The sequence below is a fragment of the Sphingorhabdus sp. M41 genome (assembly GCF_001586275.1).
Taxonomy (GTDB): Bacteria; Pseudomonadota; Alphaproteobacteria; order Sphingomonadales; family Sphingomonadaceae; genus Parasphingorhabdus.
Window position 1 is genome coordinate 306,161 of record NZ_CP014545.1, and the last position, 18,615, is coordinate 324,775.

Annotated in this window: 16 protein-coding genes; 7 read left to right on the forward strand and 9 right to left on the reverse strand. The window is 57.8% G+C overall.

Annotated elements, in window-relative coordinates:
- The first annotated feature begins 70 nt into the window (after nt 1–70).
- Nucleotides 71–1,309 (forward strand): dicarboxylate/amino acid:cation symporter, encoded by a 1,239-nt coding sequence (locus tag AZE99_RS01485; protein WP_067197402.1) that lies wholly within the window; start codon nt 71–73, stop codon nt 1,307–1,309.
- 143 nt (nt 1,310–1,452) lie between these two features.
- Here AZE99_RS01485 and AZE99_RS01490 read toward each other — a convergent pair whose 3' ends face one another.
- From AZE99_RS01490 to AZE99_RS01510, 5 genes are all read right to left on the reverse strand, one after another.
- Nucleotides 1,453–2,742, reverse strand: coding sequence for an adenylosuccinate synthase (locus tag AZE99_RS01490; RefSeq protein WP_067197405.1), 1,290 nt, complete (start codon nt 2,740–2,742; stop codon nt 1,453–1,455).
- Between the two features lie 15 nt (nt 2,743–2,757).
- Complete coding sequence (locus AZE99_RS01495; protein ID WP_067197408.1) at nt 2,758–3,873, reverse strand: ATP phosphoribosyltransferase regulatory subunit; 1,116 nt, start codon at nt 3,871–3,873, stop codon at nt 2,758–2,760.
- Between the two features lie 65 nt (nt 3,874–3,938).
- Nucleotides 3,939–5,522: a phosphoglycerate dehydrogenase gene (gene serA, locus AZE99_RS01500; protein ID WP_067197411.1), complete on the reverse strand. Its 1,584-nt coding sequence runs from the start codon at nt 5,520–5,522 to the stop codon at nt 3,939–3,941.
- Nucleotides 5,523–5,633: 111 nt separating this feature from the next.
- Nucleotides 5,634–6,806, reverse strand: a complete 1,173-nt coding sequence (locus AZE99_RS01505) for a phosphoserine transaminase (protein WP_067197413.1) — start codon at nt 6,804–6,806, stop codon at nt 5,634–5,636.
- Between the two features lie 115 nt (nt 6,807–6,921).
- Entirely contained in the window at nt 6,922–7,233 is a 312-nt protein-coding gene (locus tag AZE99_RS01510) for a PepSY domain-containing protein (protein ID WP_231862666.1), read from the reverse strand.
- Between the two features lie 340 nt (nt 7,234–7,573).
- Here AZE99_RS01510 and AZE99_RS15865 point away from each other — a divergent pair, with 340 nt between their 5' ends.
- Complete coding sequence (locus AZE99_RS15865) at nt 7,574–8,227, forward strand: extensin-like domain-containing protein (RefSeq protein ID WP_231862667.1); 654 nt, start codon at nt 7,574–7,576, stop codon at nt 8,225–8,227.
- Between the two features lie 49 nt (nt 8,228–8,276).
- Nucleotides 8,277–9,146 carry a TIGR00730 family Rossman fold protein gene (locus tag AZE99_RS01520; protein ID WP_067197420.1) on the forward strand — a complete coding sequence of 290 codons (870 nt, stop codon included), beginning with the start codon at nt 8,277–8,279 and terminating at the stop codon, nt 9,144–9,146.
- 21 nt (nt 9,147–9,167) lie between these two features.
- On the opposite strand, the gene AZE99_RS01525 is transcribed toward AZE99_RS01520, so the two are convergent.
- Nucleotides 9,168–9,800, reverse strand: a complete 633-nt coding sequence (locus AZE99_RS01525; protein ID WP_067197422.1) for a c-type cytochrome — start codon at nt 9,798–9,800, stop codon at nt 9,168–9,170.
- Between the two features lie 241 nt (nt 9,801–10,041).
- Here AZE99_RS01525 and AZE99_RS01530 point away from each other — a divergent pair, with 241 nt between their 5' ends.
- Entirely contained in the window at nt 10,042–10,911 is an 870-nt protein-coding gene (locus AZE99_RS01530; RefSeq protein ID WP_443027825.1) for a prephenate dehydratase, read from the forward strand.
- Between the two features lie 34 nt (nt 10,912–10,945).
- Here AZE99_RS01530 and AZE99_RS01535 read toward each other — a convergent pair whose 3' ends face one another.
- The 3 genes from AZE99_RS01535 to AZE99_RS01545 all read right to left on the reverse strand — a co-directional run bounded on the left by AZE99_RS01535 (nt 10,946) and on the right by AZE99_RS01545 (nt 14,105).
- Nucleotides 10,946–12,157 (reverse strand): hypothetical protein, encoded by a 1,212-nt coding sequence (locus AZE99_RS01535; RefSeq protein ID WP_197460223.1) that lies wholly within the window; start codon nt 12,155–12,157, stop codon nt 10,946–10,948.
- 131 nt (nt 12,158–12,288) lie between these two features.
- Nucleotides 12,289–12,882, reverse strand: a complete 594-nt coding sequence (locus tag AZE99_RS01540; protein ID WP_067197427.1) for a hypothetical protein — start codon at nt 12,880–12,882, stop codon at nt 12,289–12,291.
- 386 nt (nt 12,883–13,268) lie between these two features.
- The gene (locus AZE99_RS01545; protein ID WP_067197430.1) at nt 13,269–14,105 is read right to left on the reverse strand and encodes a hypothetical protein; all 837 of its coding nucleotides are present in this window, start codon (nt 14,103–14,105) and stop codon (nt 13,269–13,271) included.
- A 613-nt stretch (nt 14,106–14,718) separates the two neighbouring features.
- On the opposite strand from AZE99_RS01545, the gene AZE99_RS01555 reads away from it, so the two are divergent.
- From AZE99_RS01555 to AZE99_RS01565, 3 genes are read left to right on the forward strand one after another with little or no spacing between them, the layout of a single operon-like run.
- Nucleotides 14,719–15,228 carry a 2Fe-2S iron-sulfur cluster-binding protein gene (locus AZE99_RS01555; RefSeq protein WP_082788184.1) on the forward strand — a complete coding sequence of 170 codons (510 nt, stop codon included), beginning with the start codon at nt 14,719–14,721 and terminating at the stop codon, nt 15,226–15,228.
- Nucleotides 15,225–16,214: an FAD binding domain-containing protein gene (locus AZE99_RS01560; RefSeq protein ID WP_067197436.1), complete on the forward strand. Its 990-nt coding sequence runs from the start codon at nt 15,225–15,227 to the stop codon at nt 16,212–16,214. The genes AZE99_RS01555 and AZE99_RS01560 overlap by 4 nt, the downstream gene beginning before the upstream one ends.
- Nucleotides 16,211–18,418: a xanthine dehydrogenase family protein molybdopterin-binding subunit gene (locus AZE99_RS01565; protein ID WP_067197439.1), complete on the forward strand. Its 2,208-nt coding sequence runs from the start codon at nt 16,211–16,213 to the stop codon at nt 18,416–18,418. The genes AZE99_RS01560 and AZE99_RS01565 overlap by 4 nt, the downstream gene beginning before the upstream one ends.
- The last annotated feature ends 197 nt before the right edge of the window (nt 18,419–18,615 follow it).

Consider the following 18,615-nt stretch of genomic DNA (forward strand, 5'->3'; position numbering starts at 1 on the left):
CGGCCTAAAGGCTTGCCGCGCTCTCTTGCTGACGATAGGCATGGTCCGGGAAAAATACGGGGAAAATCACATGCTGGCATTCTGGTTCAAGATTCCGCTTTGGCAGCGAGTCATCGCGGCGCTTATCCTTGGTGTCATGTCCGGCCTGATATGGGGCCCCGAAGCCGAAGCCATCAAGTGGATTGGCGATTTCTTCATCAAGGCGATCAAGATGCTGGTCGTCCCGCTGATCTTTTTCTCGCTGGTGGCCGGCGTGGCTGCGCTTGGAGATCTCAAGAAACTGGGCAGCGTTGGCGGACGGGCGATGATTTTGTTCGTGATCACCGGTCAGATTGCCGCCTGGCTGGGGCTGGCGCTCGGCACCTTCTTTCAACCCGGGAACGGCGTCGATACCAGCGCGATAGAGAAGGGCGATACGCCGGTTCCCAATGACACGACTGCCGTTGACATGATCCTGTCGATCGTTCCGGACAGTCCTGTACAGGTCATGGCCGATGTCAGGGTTCTGCCGCTGATCGTCTTTGCCCTGCTCATCGGGATCGGCATATTGATGGCCAAGGAGGACGGCAAGCCACTGGCAAAGATTTTTGATAGCGGCGCGATCGTCATGCAGAAAGTCACCATGATCGTGATGGAATTGACGCCATTTGGCGTGTTTGCGCTGATGGCATGGGTCGCCGGAACACTCGGCATGGATGCCTTGCTCTCGCTGGCGCAGCTGGTCGGGCTTAATTATCTCGGCTGCCTGCTGATCATTGGAATAGTATATTCCGGGATGATCAAATTTATCGCGAAGCTCCCGGTGCGGGATTTCTTTCGCGGGATCATCGATGCAATGGCGGTCAGCTATTCCACAGCCTCGTCCAACGCGACCCTGCCGGTGACCCTGCGCTGCGTCGAACGCAATCTCGGCGTCAGCAATTCGGTGGCGAGTTTTGTCGTATCGCTTGGTGCGACGATCAACATGAACGGCACCGCCATGTATCTCGGCCTCGCCACATTGTTTGGCGCGCAGATATTCGGCGTGGATTTGAGCTGGGGCGACTATTTCCTGATCTCGATCACTTCGACGCTCGGCGCGATTGGTGCAGCAGGCATACCGGGCGCAGGCCTGATCATGATGGCGCTGGTGTTCGGCAGCGTTGGCGTCCCGCTGGAAACCATCGCCTTCGTGGCTGGCGTCGACCGGATCATGGACATGATGCGCACGACCACCAATGTCTCGGGAGATGCTGCAGTGGCGGTGACGGTGGCTTCGATGACCGGCGAGATCGACCGCGAGGAAATGATCTCGGCGGACGATGTTTGATATCTGGATATTGCCGCCGATCGTGTAGATATGGCGGGTCCAGAGGATAGAGCCCTTGGGTCTCTAGGAGATTCCCAAGAAATTTATGAAGCAAACATCACAGAGCATTTTGGCCACATTTCTTGCGAAATTAGCGAATTAGCCTAATCCGCAAATGGATCGGTCACCAATATCGTATCGTCCCGCTCCGGCGACGTGCTCACCAATGCCACAGGACACTGGATCAGTTCTTCCACCCGCCGGATATATTTGATCGCCTGCGCCGGCAGATCGGCCCAGCTGCGGGCACCGGCGGTGGATTCGCTCCATCCTTCCAGCGTCTCGTAGACCGGTTTGACCGCAGCCTGATCCTGATGATGGGGCGGCAGATAGTCGTAGGTCACGCCGTTCAGATCATAGCCAACGCAAATTTTCAATTCCGCGAAACCGTCGAGCACGTCGAGCTTGGTCAGCGCAATACCGGCAACGCCGGAGACCGCCAGAGCCTGCCGCACCAGCACGGCATCGAACCAGCCGCAGCGCCGCTGGCGGCCGGTGACGGTACCAAATTCATGCCCCCGTTCGCCAAGCCGCTGACCGATATCGTCATTCAGCTCGGTCGGGAAGGGGCCGGAGCCGACGCGGGTTGTATAGGCCTTGGTGATCCCGAGCACATAGCCGGTGCCGGACGGGCCGATGCCGGAGCCACCCGCAGCAGTGCCCGAAATCGTATTGGAACTGGTGACGAACGGGTAGGTGCCGTGATCGACATCGAGCAACACGCCTTGCGCGCCTTCGAACAGGATGCGCTTGCCGTCGCGCCGCGCTTCGTTGAGGCGCTTCCAGACCGGCTGTGCATATTGCAGCACGCTGTCGGCAATTTCCTTCAGATCATCCAGCAGCCGTTCGCGGTCGACTGGTGGTTCGCCAAAGCCCGCTCGGAGCGCGTCATGATGGGCGCACAGCCGGTCAAGTTGCGGGCCAAGATCGTCGAGATGAGCCAGATCGCAGACACGTATCGCGCGGCGACCAACCTTGTCTTCATAGGCGGGGCCAATGCCGCGCCGCGTCGTACCGATCTTGCCCTTGCCGCTGGCATCTTCGCGCATGGCGTCGAGATCGCGGTGGATTGGCAGGATCAGCGGGCAGGTTTCGGCAATGCCGAAATTATCGGTATTGATCGCGACGCCCTGGCTTTCCAGCTTCGCAATTTCTTCACGTAAATGCCAGGGATCGAGTACCACGCCATTGCCGATGATCGACAGCGCTCCGCGGACGATACCCGAAGGGAGCAGCGAAAGCTTGTAGACGGCGCCGTCGACAACCAGCGTATGACCGGCGTTATGGCCACCCTGAAAGCGAACCACGACATCGGCGCGTTCGGACAGCCAGTCGACAATCTTGCCTTTGCCTTCATCACCCCATTGTGCGCCGATTACCGTTACATTGGCCATTGATGAGTCACTTTCTTATAATGGTTCCGGCTGATCGCCGTTCAAGATATGAGAACAACCAAGCGCTTCTGCCTGGTCTTTGTCTGAAAGGGCCGCGACCGTGCGCCAACCATCGGTTCGGAGACGCGCTGCCACAGATTGGTTATGGCCAAGGGGCAAGAATATCTGTTCGCTGGTATGGGCGCCAAAGCCGGCATCGATCAGCGGATTGGGATAGAGCGAGAAGCCAACCGCCGCTTCCGATTTTCCATCGGAGTGCATGATTTCATAGCTTCCGCCGCGACCCAGCGCGCCGATAAATGTCTCCGCATAGAGCGTGAATCCGAACCAGTTCTGATATTCAAAGCCGTGCCGTTCGGTAGGGTCGAGAGTCAGGCTGGCTTTTCCCTGGATGCTCGCCGCGATCTGGGAAACACCGTCCAGCCGGGAATCCAGCAGGCCGCCCGTGTCAAATTTGCGCAGTTTTGCCATCGCTTCGTCAAACGGGCCGGTTGCCTCTATCAGAGGAAGATAGCCGGTCGCGCCCATGGCGCTCAGGCCACCGGCATCCTTCATATCCAGTTCTCCGCGCACTTCGCCAATCTGGGCTTCGTTCAATGGCAATGGGCCTGCCGCCAAAATGTCGATCAGGTCGGGCAAGGTAAAATCTACGGTGATGCCAGTGACGCCCGCTCGTTCCAGCGCCTCGATCGCGACCGATACAATTTCACTGGCGGCAATGACACTATCACTGCCGACAAGTTCCGCGCCAATTTGCAACCGGCTGCGCTCCGGTTGCAGCTGTCCCGAGCGCAGTTTCAAGACCTGTCCTGAGTAGCTGAGCCGGAGTGGACGCGGCCGATCGGCCAGGCTTGTCTTGGCAATACGGCCAATTTGCATGGTCATATCAGGTCGTAACGCCAATGTGCGCTGCGAAATAGGATCGACCAAGCGCATCAGGTCGTTGCGAGAAGTCCCCTGCATCCGATCGGTCAGGCCGTCTTCATATTCCGCCAGTGGCGGCGTCACCCGGGCATAGCCATGGCTGGCCAGCGTGTCGAGCACATCGCGTTCCAGTCGCGACGCCGCCTCGGCATAAGGCGGCAGCGCGTCGTGGAACCCTTCGGGCAAGAGATTGGATGGCTTTTGCATGGCCCTGCTCCATAGCCCAAGCACAGGCTCAGGCCATCTTTTTTCTTTGGTAAGGTGCTATCAAATCAAAACTTCAGCGCCTTGACCGTCTTCACGCCTTCGAGCTGGCAAATCGACCATAGTACCGGCTCTTTCACCGGCGAATCGATCGAGAGCAGCAATACCGCTTCTCCCCCTGGTGCGTCACTGCGACGGCCCAGGTGGAAGGTGCCGATATTGACGCCTGCTTCGCCGAGCGTCGAACCGACGCTGCCGATGAAGCCGGGCTGATCCTGGTTGACGATATACAGCATATCACCTTCGAGATCCGCTTCGACCTTGATCCCGAACATCTCGACCAGACGTGGTCCGGATGATCCGAACAGAGTGCCGGCAACCGATTTCTCGCCTTCGTCGGTGGTCACGGAAACCCGCACGAGAGTGTGATAATCGCCTTCGCGTTCATGGCGGATCTCGCGGACATCGAGTCCGCGTTCCTTCGCCAGATAGGGCGCGTTGACCATATTCACGGTGTCGCTATAGGCCCGCATCAGACCAGCCAGGACGGCTGCCGTAATCGGCTTCTGGTCCAGTTCGGCCGCCGCGCCTTCCACTTCAACGGCAACGCCCTTTATCTGGTCGGCAGCGAGTTGGCCTACGAGAGAGCCCAATTGTGTCGCAAGCGCCATATAGGGTTTCAGCTTCGGTGCCTGTTCTGCCGAAAGGCTGGGCATGTTGAGCGCATTTTCGACGCCGCCATTGACCAGATAGTCGGCCATTTGCTCGGCCACCTGGATAGCAACATTTACCTGTGCCTCGCTGGTGGAAGCGCCGAGATGCGGTGTGCAAATCAGGTTGGGAGCGCCAAACAGAGGGTTTTCCTTTGCCGGTTCCTGCGCAAAAACGTCGAGGGCTGCACCTGCGACCTGGCCGGATTCCAACGCCTCCTTCAATGCCACTTCGTCGATCAAGCCGCCGCGAGCACAATTGATGATCCGGACACCGGGCTTTGTTTTGGCAAGGGCTTCGGCCGAGAGGATGTTGCGGGTTTGGTCGGTGAGGGGCGTGTGCATGGTGATAAAGTCGGCGCGGGCGAGCAGATCGTCCAGCGAGACTTTCTCGACGCCCATTTCAACTGCCCGCTCTTCGGTCAGGAACGGATCATAGGCGACAACCTTCATCCGCAGGCCAATGGCGCGTTCGGCGACAATCGAACCGATATTGCCGGCGCCGATCAGGCCGAGCGTCTTGCTGGTCAGTTCCACGCCCATGAATTTCGATTTTTCCCATTTGCCGGCCTGGGTCGAGGCGTCGGCGGACGGCAGCTGGCGAGCGAGCGCGAACATCAACGCGATGGCGTGTTCAGCTGTGGTGATGCTGTTGCCGAACGGCGTATTCATGACTACGACACCCTTGGCAGAAGCGGCCGGGATATCGACATTGTCGACGCCGATGCCGGCACGGCCTACCACTTTCAGGTTGGTTGCGGCTTCCAATATTTCGGGTGTGACCGTGGTGGAAGAGCGGATGGCAAGGCCATCATAGTCGCCGATGATCTTCATCAGCTCTTCGGGAGTCTGACCGGTGATTTCGTCCACTTCGCAACCGCGCTCGCGAAAAATCTCGGCGGCTTTCGGGTCCATTTTGTCGGAAATAAGTACTTTTGGCATGATATATGTTCCTTGTCGGAATGATCGCGCCGGCACGGGCCGGCTTCGAGACCAATGACGCTATCGCAGGACATTGGTCTGGCCCCGGCTCTCGCCGGGGCGACACAAATATTAGGAAAGTTCGGCTTTCACCTGGGCATAAGCCCATTCGATCCACAGCAGCAGACGGCGAACATCTTCCTGCTCGACGGTCGAGCCGCACCAGATGCGCAACGACGGCGGTGCGTCGCGATAGCCGTTGAAATCATAGGCAATGTCCATCTTCTCGAGCATTGCAGCGATTTTCTTGGGCACGGAGGCCTTTGCATCATCATCGAGACCATCATACCAGTCACCCTGGAACACCATGCAGACGCCGGTGTTGGTCCATTTGGCCGGATCGCTGACCATATTGCGCATCCACGGCGTCGCTTCGATCCAGTCGTGAACGGTTTTGGCGTTGCGGTCGGCGCGGGCATGCAGTTCGGACAAGCCGCCAATCGACTTCGCCCATTCGAGCGCAGCAATATAATCTTCGGTGGCGAGCAGAGATGGCGTGTTGATCGTCGCGCCTTCGAAAATCGCGGTGTTGAGCTTGTCGCCCTTTTTCACACGGAAGATTTTCGGCAGCGGCCAAGACGGGGTGTAGCTTTCAATCCGTTCGACGGCGCGCGGGCTGAGAATCAGCATACCATGAGCGGCTTCCGATCCCATGACCTTCTGCCAGCTAAACGTCGTGGCATCGAGTTTTGACCAATCCATAGGCTGGGCAAAGACGGCGCTGGTCGCGTCGTTGATGGTGACACCTTCACGGTCGGCGGCAATCCAGTCGGTATCGGGAATTCTGGCGCCCGAGGTCGTGCCGTTCCAAGTGAAGACAATATCGTCACCTTTGTCGATTCCGCCCAGGTCAGGAATTTCGCCATAATCGGCTTCAAGCACGGTCAGGTTTGCAGGCTTGAGCTGTTTTACAGCGTCCTGGATCCAGACATTGCCAAAGCTTTCCCATGCAGCGACGGTCACCGGACGGGCGCCCAGCATATTCCACATCGCCAGTTCGACGGCTCCGGTATCGGAAGCCGGCACGATGCCGATCAGATAGTCGTCGGGGATGCCGAGCAGCTCGCGGCTCAGATCAATGGCATATTTCAGCCGTGCCTTGCCGGTGGCGCTACGATGGGAGCGGCCCATGGCGATGGTGTTGATCTTGTCGAGGGACCAGCCGGGGAATTTGGCTGTCGGGCCCGAAGAGAAATTCGGGCAGTCAGGACGCAATTCTGGCGTCGGTACATTGGTATCGGTCATTTAAACGCTTCTCCTTACAGAGAGCTCGCGCGGCGTTGGGACCGCGTGGCCCGGCGCCGCTTTGTCTTGTGCGGCGCAGCATGTCAAGCGCGTTCTTGGTTGCGGATGATACCGTCTATTGCTTGCGGAAAAGAACCTTGCCGCGGCGTGAAACCAGCAGTTTTTCAAGCGTTACAGGGTGGAAATAGGCTTCAACCTGTTCGCCTTCGGGGGTAGTGCCATATACCTCATAGCAGCCGCCATCGACCTTGGATTTTTTGACCGTCCAGCCCAGCGTGACCAGAGCGGCTTCCAGTTCTGCCCGCGCTTTCCAGCTCGCTTGCGGTCCAGCGTCACAGGTCATCTTGCCGGTAGCAAGAGCGGGAGCGGACAAGCCGGCAGTGGCGATTAATGCGGCAGCTGCAGCAGTGATTACGGTATATTTCATCTTCATATTTTCCAATGCTAATCGGTTTGCAGCGATTCGAACTGCATCGCTTCAGACTTCCTTCTGCCATATCTGACAATGGCTCGCCATAGTTCCAATAGTAGAAGTAGAAGAAAATACGCATGGGCGCCGGTAATGCCATCGTCAACGGCGGCCAGTCCGAAGCAGCGATGGTCATGCATTTTTATCGGGCATATGATCCAGCAACATTTCACTGTGATTGTTCCCGGCAGCGAGTTGACTGTTCGCCAAGCTTTTATTGACCATGCTCGTTAGCCTGATTTTAACCATCTTCCGCTAGGTCATAGATATGAGAACCGGGAATGAGCAGAGTCGATCGATGCGTGGTATATTTGCGTTAGCCATGGTGTCAGTGCTGCTCAGCGCTTGCGGCGCAATCCCGGGGGGTCGAAGCGAGCAAGCGGCGCGCCCTTCACCAACAGCGGGCCTTGGTGCATTTGATCCCAGCCCTTCTGCTCGTCAATGTTTCAGCGACCTTGGCAAGGCCAATGTTCGCTTCTCTCCGTTACCCAACCGGCAGTTCAGTGGCGGTTGCAGCCAGATTGATAGTATCAAGCTGCTCGATGTCGGCGCAGATGTAACCAACCTGGGGCCAGTCAAATGTGAATTGGCGGGCAAATTTGCCGCATGGACCGAATATGCCGTGAAACGTGCGGCGCGCAAATATCTCGGCAGTGACCTCAAGCGGATCGAAACCATGGGCAGCTATAGTTGTCGCAATATCGCCGGATCCGGAAAATTGTCGCAGCACGCCCACGCCAATGCAATCGACGTGTCCGCTTTTGTGCTCACCGATGGCCGCCGGATAACGGTTGAGAATAACTGGAAGAGCGGTCGCCGGGAGATGCAATTTCTCACCGCGATCCATGACAGCGCCTGCAAGCGTTTTGGCACCGTTCTCAGCCCCAATTACAATGCTGCTCATCGCGATCATTTCCATCTCGACATGAGCGGTAATGGATATTGCCGGTAGGGGAATAAGGCTACTGGTCAGCCACAAATCTTTGCTCTAGGGCGAAGCCATGACCAATAAAGATCTCCACGACCGTCGCTTTTACCATGCCAAAGAGGAAGCCGAATTTGCCGAAAAGGCTGATATCGGCACTGCTCAGACCCGCGACCCGGCCTATCGGCTGGCGTTTCAGGATACCGAGTTTCTTCTCCGTGAAGAACTGCGTCCTGTCCGCTTCCAGCTTGAACTGCTCAAGCCCGAAATGCTGCTCGACGAGGCGGGCATCGGTTCGACATTGGTGATGTACGGGTCGGCGCGCATCCCGGAGCCAAGCAAGGCTGATGCTCTGATCGAGGCTGCGGCTGATGATGATGCGCGCAAGATTGCCGAGCGGCTCAAGGAGAAGGCCAAATATTATGACGAAGCCCGCGAACTGGCGCGGCTTGCGAGCGCCTGCGGTATCTCGGAAAATGGCAAGCGCGATTTCGTTGTCTGCTCCGGTGGCGGACCTTCGATCATGGAAGCAGCCAATCGCGGCGCTGCCGATGCCGGCAAGGAGTCGATCGGGCTCAATATTGTGCTGCCGCACGAACAGGCACCCAATGAATATGTCACGCCGTCACTGAGTTTCCAGTTCCACTATTTCGCGCTGCGCAAGATGCACTTCCTGCTGCGCGCCAGAGCGGTGGCTGTGTTTCCGGGTGGCTTCGGGACGCTGGACGAATTTCTCGAGCTGGTCACTCTGGTGCAGACCGGCAAGATGGAAAAGCTTCCGATCCTGCTGTTCGGGGAAGCCTTCTGGAACCGGGTGGTCAATTTCGAGGCGCTGGCCGAGGAAGGCACGATCAGTCGCAAGGATCTGGACCTGTTCCAGTTCGTCGAAACCGCCGACGAGGCCTGGGGCATCATCCAGAAATTTTACGGGATCGACTGCGCCTAAGCAGCCGACGAGCAGGTTATTTTATTCGGCTGGTGCTGCTTCTGCGGCGACGGGTTCCGCGCCTTCAACTGGTGCTTCTTCGCCAGTAGCCGGAGCTTCTTCACCTTCAACCGGAGCTGCTTCTACTATCGGTGCAGCCGGCAATGGCAGGTTCGAACCCTGTGCATTGAGATAGACCATCAGATTGGCCCGGTCTTCCGCTTTGCCAAGGCCGGCAAAGGTCATCTTCGTACCATTGGCATATTTACGGGGCGAGGTCAGCCACGCATCCATGCTCGCCCAGTCCCAATTGCCGGGAACGCTTTTCAGCGCATCGCTATAGGCAAAGCCGGCGACATGGCCATGCGGCTTGCCCATGGTTGCCCACAGATTCGGACCGATACCATTGGCGCCGCCCTGATTGATCGTGTGGCAGGCGGCACATTTGCCAAAGACCTTTTCACCCGCAGCGGCGTCAGCGGTCTGCAACAGGGTTTCGATCGACGGGCCCGAATCGGCACCACCGGAGGTTTCAACGCCTTCGATCACATAGCCCATGACTTCTGGGCGCTCGTGCTTGCCGGCGTGAAAATATTTGCCGCTGACAATGGAAAAGCCGAGGGCCGCGATGCCGCCAGCCAGTACCCAACCTGCGATGGTGTTATTGTTGCTCATAAATTGTCTCAAACCCCTGAGTGAGCGGCGGCCAAGGGCCTGCCAAATTTGTGCTGTCTGTAAAGAGAGCAATCGGGCAACGCAAGGCCTCAATTGCCGTAAATTGCGCTCGCCCCGATGGCAAATGCGCAACGCTCTGCCGGTTAGGCCACTTCCCTCTTGCCCCGCTGCGTCCCGTTCGACTATCGCAACAGTGCAAAAGAGGGACGAGATGGATAGTTTTCCTAAAAACGCATTGGGCATGGTCAGGAAAATGACCGTGAAAGGCGCTGAAAACCCGGAAAAGGCGATTGCCTTCCAGGGCGCGCCCGGTGCCAATTCCCATCTTGCCGCGCTCGACTATGCGCCGGACGGACTGCCGGTTCCCTGCTTCGCCTTCGAGGATGCGATCGATGCGGTGAAGCATGGCACGGCGGGAAGCGCGATCATCCCGATCGAAAATTCGCTCAACGGGCGGGTTGCCGATATCCATTTTCTGCTCCCCGAATCGGGCCTGCATATCGTCGACGAATATTTCATGCAGATCAGCCATTGCCTGATGGCGCGATCGGCCGATGCCGAAATCCGCACGGCGATGAGCCATCCGCAGGCGCTTGGCCAATGCCGCCACTATCTGCGCGCGCGCGGGATCATCCCGGTAGCCTATGCCGATACCGCCGCTGCCGCCGCCTTTGTCGCGCAGCAGGACGATCCCCATGCCGCCGCCATTGCGCCCAAGCTTGCCGCGCAAATTTACGGCCTGCAGCCGATTGCCGATGCGATCGAGGATGCGCCGGACAATATCACCCGTTTCGTCGTGCTCGCGCCGGAGGCGGCAAAACCGGAACCCAATGGTCCGCTGATGACAACCTTCATTTTCGAGGTCAAAAATATTCCCGCCGCGCTCTACAAGGCGCTGGGCAGCTTTGCGACCAATGGCGTCAACATGACCAAGCTGGAAAGCTACCAGCAGGGCAGCAGCTTTGCCGCCACCGAATTTTTCGCCGACATCGAGGGTGCTCCCGGTGATCCGGCGATTGATCGGGCGCTCGCGGAGCTTGGCTTCCACTGCAACAGCGTGCGGATATTGGGCACCTATCGGCAAGCGCGACCGCGGACCGCCAGCGTCTAGCTGGTTGGTCTCACCGGCTTTCAGGGCCGGTTTTTCAGGCGTTCGACGATTCGACGTCATTGCCGAACAGCACGATCATCACCCCGAGTATCGCCAGCAGGATGAAGCCCGCACCCTTGAGCCGGTTACCGGGGATCAGGAAGGCCCGCCGCGCGGCTATCACCGATTGCAGGGTGTAATAGAGCGCAAAGGCACGGCTGGCGTAAGCGATGATCTGGAAAATATTGATGCTCCAGGTCATGAACAAGCCGATGCCGACCAATATGGCATAGCCGGTGCGCGCCTTGACATGTCCCCTGGTCAATTCCTCCACCAGCCCGCCCGAGCCGCTGGTATCGGCGATCGCCGCGCTGAACTGCGCCGCCAGCGCGGCGGCGACCAGCAGCAGCGGCAGGATCGGGGTTATGATTCCCATCATGTCGATGATCGCGGTTTCGGTCAGGGCGAACTGCTCGCGTTCGAAACTATAGGCGAACAGGCCGATGTAGATCATGTAGATCACCGCGCTGACGATCTGCGCCAGGCGCATCGAACTGATCCGGGTCGTCGCATCATAGTTTCGGCCGAGATAGCGCGAGGTTTCGAAACCCTGCACGGTGATGATCAGGCCGAAGGCGAGGGTGAGCGCAGGCCAGCCGGAAAGCAGCGGCGGGTGGACAAACAGCGTCGCATCGCTCGCCTTCTGGTAGAAATACCAGGTCAGGCCGACCAGCAGACCGACGATGATCGCCAGCTTCAGTGTCACGGCACTATATTCCATCTTTTCCAGCGCTTTGAATCCGCGAGTCCAGCCGACGATCAAGATAATTATATAGATTGCCGAGGTCAGCAGCTTGGCGTTGGCCGGGTTGTCAAAGGCGGTCAGGCTGACGCCGAAGGCGCCGAACAGATTGAGATAATAGCCGACCGAAATGGTGAAGGCGAAAACCAGCGCCCATGAGGCGGCAATTTCCAGCCGGTTGATCCCGTCATCCCGGACCGGTTCGCGGATATTGCGGTGAAAGATGTTGAAGCGGATCGCCGCCCCGAACAGATAGGCACCGAGACAAAGTCCGGCCATGATGGCCGGTGCCATATAGCCGTAATCCGATACCAATATCGGTGCGAGTACCAGGAATCCGCTGCCGATGATCGAGGCCAGCGGCGTCACCGTCGCGCGCCAGACAAGCGATTTTGACAAGCGCGGCGCAAGCAATATCAAGCCGGTCGCGATCACCGACAGGATGATGATGATATTGAATATCAAGGCAAGGTCCGATGGTTCCGCTTCTTGTTCGGGGAGAATAGGCCGGTCACTGATCTCTTGTCGACGGGTTTTTCTTGGACGGCCTGAATGGCGATCGGGAGTCTTGCAGGGTCACACGGGTCACACCCCCTTTAGTGGAAAGATGAATCATCCTCTGCGGAGCCATTCTCTCCGGGGCCATTCTCTCCGGGGCGATCCTCTGCCGGTTGATCCCATTCGTCGTCGCGATCACTGCCGTCGGGGTTCGCCTTTTCCCAGAAGCCCGGCTCTGCCGTCATGCCGCTGCGCTCGGCTCGCGCCCATTGCAGCTCATCCCAGTCGTCTGCCTCGTACGGATCGAGATCGGATGTGTCGATATCCTCGGGCGCGGTCTCCAAGATCCGTTCGCGTTCGTCAAACATCTCGATTCGGCTGATTATTTCTGCTTCGCTAAGGCCTGCAAGGCCAGACCGGGGGGCGGGTGCGCGGCGGGCCTTCGCGGCCTGATCCTGCGCCTCGAGCATGGCGGTGCAATCCTTGCCGTCTCCGATCGCTTCTACCATTTCTTCGAAATCCGCCGCCGCTTCGCGGGCGGGATCGCCTGCCATATCCATGCCGTCGGCCTTGGCGTCAAGACGTGCCAGTGCGGCGAGCAGCAGCCCCGGCGAAAAACGCGTACGCTCACCCACTTCCTCGCCATGATACCAGACGGTCTCGGTCCAGCCGTTGAGCCCGGTATCGAGCAAGGTCTCGGCATAAAGATCGCGGGCATGGATCAGTGCCGCGTCCCAGGCGCGCGCGAATGCTTGCCCCTCGTCCCGCCGGCGCAGCCGCTAGGCCCCCTCCCGGCTCATCCCGGTGTAAGCAGCGGCCGCCTTTACCGACCCGCAGCGGGTCAGCGCCTCAAGGAAGGTTCGCTGCTTTTCGGAGGTCCAGCTGGGTGCGGGCGATGGGGGCGTATCGATGGGCGGAAATTGGTCGTTCATATCATTTGCCTCCTTTATTGGCTAGAAAATGCAAATGAAATAACCTATTTGGTAATATGTAGGAAAGAATATGTTGCCCGTCCCACTTTCCCGGTGACGCGATCAGCGAGATTGTTATCTGCCAAGAGAAAGCCGAAATTCCCGGATTAACCGGTGGATTTTCGATCCGTGCAGCGGGTTGTATATTGTGCCCTCATGTCCGCCGCTGCGCTGGCCAGGATCGCTGAGGGGCCTTCGGTGGCCATCTCGTCGAGCATATCCGCATATGGTTCGGCAGAATCGCAACCGCCTTCCCGTTCGATTTCCGTCAATCCGCGTTTGTATAAAATCTGTCCCTGCACCAACAGCCGATCATAAGAAGACCTGATCCCTTCCGAAATTGTAAAGGCCTCTTTCAGAAGACCAACTGCTTTTTCCATATCCTGCACTGGCCCTTCCCGGGCATAGATCCGCGCCTCCAGCAACTTGGCTTCTGCCTTTTGCGAAATGGTCTTGCGAGTGCGCCAATATTCTTCAAACACTTTCAGAGCATCTGCGGTGCGATATTGCAAAATCAGGTGATGGGTTAATATCTGCAGTTCCGCAGGACGGAAATAGGACGGGTTGCGAAGCCAGTGATCATATGTTTCTGCAACAATCCGGTCGCGGCGCGCGACGACAGCGGCTTCTGTGGCTTGGGCGCGCCCGTCTTGCCCTTCATCCTGTAGCACGTAAACTTTTTGATCCATGGTCTGTATCGCTTCGATATTTTGCCGCACTTGCGCTATCGATTTGCTGTCCTGGCCGACTGCTCCGAGAATGATCGTATCCCAGAAAGCGACAAGCGCCATTATCAGGGCGATGGGGAGAGACACTGTCTTGAGCGCATCCTGCCACGAGTCAAAGGTCCAGAACGGCTTTTTCTGTTCCTCGGCCAACTGGTTCTCCAGCTCTGTGATACGCTGCCTCAGAACCAGCGGATTGTCTGAATCGATCTCCGACAACCGGCTTACCAATGTTCCGATTTGGCATGTCCACAGCGTTTGCAGTCAAAGCCGCCGGGAGGATCTACAAAGGAAGGGCAGGAGCAGCCGCCGACCATGCATTTTCCATCTCCCATAACTGTATCACTCTGCCTGCTGTCATCGTCAAGATCTGCAGCCGGACTGTGCAATGAACCTTGCTTGTCGAACATGATAACCCCAAACTTTAGCTGTTTTCGGATGTTTCTATATTACAGAAAACTACCAAATATACAACTATAGCTAGTTTTAGCGGAAGTGTACTTAATCAAAAATCTTAGCAATATTGCCGATTGCTTGAGTGGGTATTAAAAAAATGCTTTATTGAGAGACAGGTAGGGAGAATGTTCCACGTGCATCCGCACGCAATTTTCGGCTGGTCTGTTCAGCATGGAGCGCTTGGTCCGGACAAATGCAGCGATGTCCTGCGCGATACTTGTCCTGTCGACCCTTTCATTCTCCGGAACCTTTTGGGGGACAGGACGTATAGCTACCATGCATTTTGCGATTTTATATCGCCACCAGCCGACCATGATCGCTGACGCTAGCTGATCTGCGGGCATCATATTGCATGTTAGGGAAGGACGCCTTTTAGATGGAAACCACAGAATTGAGCGTGAACGGCACAACCCATAAGTTGAAGGCCGATAGCAGAGTGACCTTGCTGGATGCGCTGCGTAACCATCTCGGGCTGACCGGAACCAAGAAGGGTTGTGACCACGGACAATGCGGCGCCTGCACCGTGATCGTCGAGGGTCGCCGGATTAACAGCTGCCTGACGCTCGCCTGTATGCATGACGGCGATGATATCACGACAATCGAGGGGCTGGGCGAACCGGGCAACCTGTCGGCTTTGCAATCTGCCTTTGTCGCTCATGACGGGTTCCAGTGCGGATATTGCACGCCAGGGCAGATTTGTTCGGCGACGGCGATGATCGAGGAAGCAAAAGCGGGATGGCCAAGTTTTGTGTCCGGCGATCTTGATGGTCCCGAAGGCCTGAGCAACGAGGAAATTTCAGAGCGGATGAGCGGCAACCTGTGCCGCTGCGCCGCCTATCCCAATATTGTCAATGCGATCCGTCAGGTTGCCGGAGAAGAGTCATGAAGCCATTTGCTTATGCCAGAGCCAGCGAACGCGCCGATGCAACCGCACAGGCGGCGAATAATGCGACCTATATTGCAGGCGGCACAAATCTGCTCGATCTGATGAAGCTGGAGGTGATGACTCCCGACAAGCTGGTGGATATTAACCGGCTCGACCTTTCCGAAATCACCGTGACCGATGACGGCGGTCTTCGGATTGGCGCGCTGGTAACCAACAGCGATTGCGCCGCCGATGCACGTGTCCGGAGCGATTATCCTGTCCTGTCGCGTGCTATTCTGGCCGGTGCCAGCGGACAGCTGCGCAACAAGGCGACCACGGGTGGCAATTTGTGCCAGCGGACCCGCTGCTATTATTTTTATGACACGGCAATGCCGTGCAACAAACGCGAACCTGGTTCTGGCTGTCAGGCGCTGGCAGGCTTTAACCGTATTCACGCAATTCTGGGGGCGAGCGATGCCTGTATCGCTACCTATCCCGGAGACATGGCGGTAGCGATGACGGCGCTGGATGCGCAGATCGAGATTGAAAATGTCGACGGCGAGATCAGGCAGGTGCCGATCCAGGATTTTCACGTCCTGCCGGGCGATAATCCTGAAAGAGACAATATCCTGGAGGCTGGCGAGTTGATTACTGCAGTGATCTTGCCGCCTCCGATTGAGGGAAAACATATCTATCGCAAGGTCCGCGACCGGGCCTCTTATGCCTTTGCGCTTTGCTCTGTGGCAGCCGTCGTCGAGATGGACGGCGATACCATTGCTTCCGCCGCGCTGGCCTTTGGCGGACTGGCGCACAAGCCGTGGCGCGATGCCGCCGTCGAGACGCTTTTGACCGGTGAGAAGCCGTCATCAGCATTATTTGGCAGGGCAGCAGATCAATTGCTCGCCGAGGCCGAGGGCTATGGTCACAATGATTTCAAAATACCGCTGACCAGACGGGTGCTGATCTCCGTCCTGCAAGAAGCCACCGGAACAGGAGCAGCCACATGACCGCACATCTGAAAATGGACAAGGCGGATTCGCGTAACCGGCTTGATGATATGGTCCAGGGGCTGGTCGGATCGCCGATGGATCGTCCGGACGGGCCGCTCAAGGTTTCCGGACAAGCGACCTACGCCCACGAATGGGAAATGCCGGGCTTGATTCACGGCGTGCTGGTCCGCGCCACCATAGCCAAGGGCCGGGTGACCGACGTCGCGAGCGGCGAACTGATCGGCAAGAACGGTGTCCGGGCGGTGGTCACGGATGATCGCTTGCTGCGCCGACCGGCGCAAGGCGGTGCCGATGAAGCGCCGGCGCAAGGGGCCAGGCAGGTCGACTATTTCGGCCAGCCGATCGCGCTGGTGGTCGCCGACACGTTTGAACAGGCGCGCCATGCGGCCAATATATTGAAGGTCAGCTATGAACCTGCGGGCAATGCCGCGTTCGATCCGGAGACGGATGAAACTGACACCGATAAACCGGAGGAAGATCAGCTTGATCAGGGCGATCTCGACAAGGCCATGGCCGATGCCGCCTTTACCGTCGACCAGATCTATCGCACGCCGGGACATAATAGCGCTGCCATGGAGCCGCATTGCGCCATTGCCAGCTGGGAAGGCGACAAGCTGACTCTGCGCGGCAGCTATCAGATGCTCAATTTCAACATCAACGAGCTGGCGGATGCGCTGCACATCGTGCCGGAGAATATCCGGATGCTGTCGCCATATGTCGGCGGCGGCTTTGGCTCGAAACTGGGCATTTCGCCCGAAGCCGTTGCCGCTGCGCTCGCTGCCAAGGAGGTCGGGCAGCCGGTCTGCGTTGCCTTGTCGCGGCCACAGGTGTTTGAAGCGACCATGCGCCGGTCGGAAACCCGCCAGCATGTCCGGCTGGCTTGCGGAGAGGACGGTGTTCTGACGGGTCTTGGCCACGAATGTCTGGTGTCAAATCTTCCCGAAGAAGAATTTTACGAGCCGGTCACCCAGGCAACCCATTTCATGTATGGCGGCAAAAACCGCAAGCTCAGCATCGAAGTGGCGCGGGTTAATCGCACTTGCGGCGGCTCGGTCCGGGCGCCGGGCGAGGCGGTCGGCATGCAGGTGCTGGAAAATGCAATGGATGAACTGGCCGAAGCATCCGGCATTGATCCGGTTGAACTTAGAAGACGAAATGTTCCTGACCGTCATCCGGAGCAGGATATCCCTTATTCGTCCCGCCGGTTCATCGAAGCGCTGGATGAGGGCGCCAAATTATTTGAATGGGACAAACGCAACAAGAAGCCCGGATCATTGCGCGAAGGCGACTGGCTGGTGGGGCACGGGATGGCGGGTGCTGCCCGGGTCAATATCCTCTCGGAAGCGAAAGCCAAAGTGACTCTGCTTGCCGATGGTAGCGCCGTGGTCGAAACCGACATGACCGATATTGGAACCGGCACTTATGCGATATTGACGCAAATTGTCGGCGACATGCTGGGATTGCCGGCGGAGAAAATAGAGACGAAGCTTGGGGATAGCGACTTTCCGGCAGGACCGGGTTCGGGTGGTTCCTGGGGTGCATCCTCTTCCGGCTCGGCGGTTTTTCTGGCCTGCGAGGAGATTCGCAAAGCGATTGCGAAAAAGCTGGATAGCGACGAAGCCGATCTGAAGCTGGCTGATGGCAAAGCGGGAACCGGCGACACGGCGCGGCCGATCACGGACATTCTCGACGGAAAGCCACTCTCCGCAGTCGGTCATATTGAACCGGGCCAGACGCTCGAGGAGATGCAACAGGCAACTTACGGATCCTATTTTGCCGAAGTTGCCGTCAATGCGGTGACCGGTGAAACAAGGGTGAGGCGGATGCTCGGGGTATTTGGCGCAGGCAGGATCCTGAACGAGAAAACCGCGACATCGCAATGCTATGGCGGTATGATCTGGGGTATCGGCAGTGCCCTGACCGAAGAGCTGGTCTTCGATGGAAGAGACGGACATATCGTCAATCACGACTTGGCGGAATATCATATTCCGGTAAATCTGGATGTTCCGCAAATTGAAGTGGTGCTGCTCAAGGAGCGGGATGAATTTGCTAGCCCGATACAGGCCAAGGGCATTGGTGAGCTGGGCATTTGTGGCGCCGCGGCAGCGGTTACCAACGCGATATATAACGCGACAGGCATTCGGGTTCGCGATTATCCGGCCACGCTGGACAAGCTGCTTGCCGACTTGCCGAGCGAATAGACCGGGGGCATCCACATCGGCCAAATCCCGGCCTCCAAAACGGCATCGAGCGGCAGAGATAATGATGCTGCTGGCGAGGCTGTGTGCGCTATATCCGTCACGATCTGACCATCTGAACACAAGTGGAGCTGTCGCTGCTATATGGCGATAGCAGTCGCAGCATGGCGCTCCGGTTCTATGCCGGGCTACCCGCGGCT

Bases quoted from the DNA above. Each gene is read 5' to 3' on its own strand.
- AZE99_RS01555 (WP_082788184.1), top strand. From the start codon at position 14,719: ATGGAAACCACAGAATTGAGCGTGAACGGCACAACCCATAAGTTGAAG.
- AZE99_RS15865 (WP_231862667.1), top strand. From the start codon at position 7,574: ATGCGTGGTATATTTGCGTTAGCCATGGTGTCAGTGCTGCTCAGCGCT.
- AZE99_RS01495 (WP_067197408.1), bottom strand. From the start codon at position 3,873: ATGCAAAAGCCATCCAATCTCTTGCCCGAAGGGTTCCACGACGCGCTG.
- AZE99_RS01505 (WP_067197413.1), bottom strand. From the start codon at position 6,806: ATGACCGATACCAATGTACCGACGCCAGAATTGCGTCCTGACTGCCCG.
- AZE99_RS01565 (WP_067197439.1), top strand. From the start codon at position 16,211: ATGACCGCACATCTGAAAATGGACAAGGCGGATTCGCGTAACCGGCTT.
- serA (WP_067197411.1), bottom strand. From the start codon at position 5,522: ATGCCAAAAGTACTTATTTCCGACAAAATGGACCCGAAAGCCGCCGAG.
- AZE99_RS01485 (WP_067197402.1), top strand. From the start codon at position 71: ATGCTGGCATTCTGGTTCAAGATTCCGCTTTGGCAGCGAGTCATCGCG.
- AZE99_RS01525 (WP_067197422.1), bottom strand. From the start codon at position 9,800: ATGAGCAACAATAACACCATCGCAGGTTGGGTACTGGCTGGCGGCATC.
- AZE99_RS01560 (WP_067197436.1), top strand. From the start codon at position 15,225: ATGAAGCCATTTGCTTATGCCAGAGCCAGCGAACGCGCCGATGCAACC.
- AZE99_RS01510 (WP_231862666.1), bottom strand. From the start codon at position 7,233: ATGAAATATACCGTAATCACTGCTGCAGCTGCCGCATTAATCGCCACT.
- AZE99_RS01520 (WP_067197420.1), top strand. From the start codon at position 8,277: ATGACCAATAAAGATCTCCACGACCGTCGCTTTTACCATGCCAAAGAG.
- AZE99_RS01490 (WP_067197405.1), bottom strand. From the start codon at position 2,742: ATGGCCAATGTAACGGTAATCGGCGCACAATGGGGTGATGAAGGCAAA.
- AZE99_RS01530 (WP_443027825.1), top strand. From the start codon at position 10,042: ATGGTCAGGAAAATGACCGTGAAAGGCGCTGAAAACCCGGAAAAGGCG.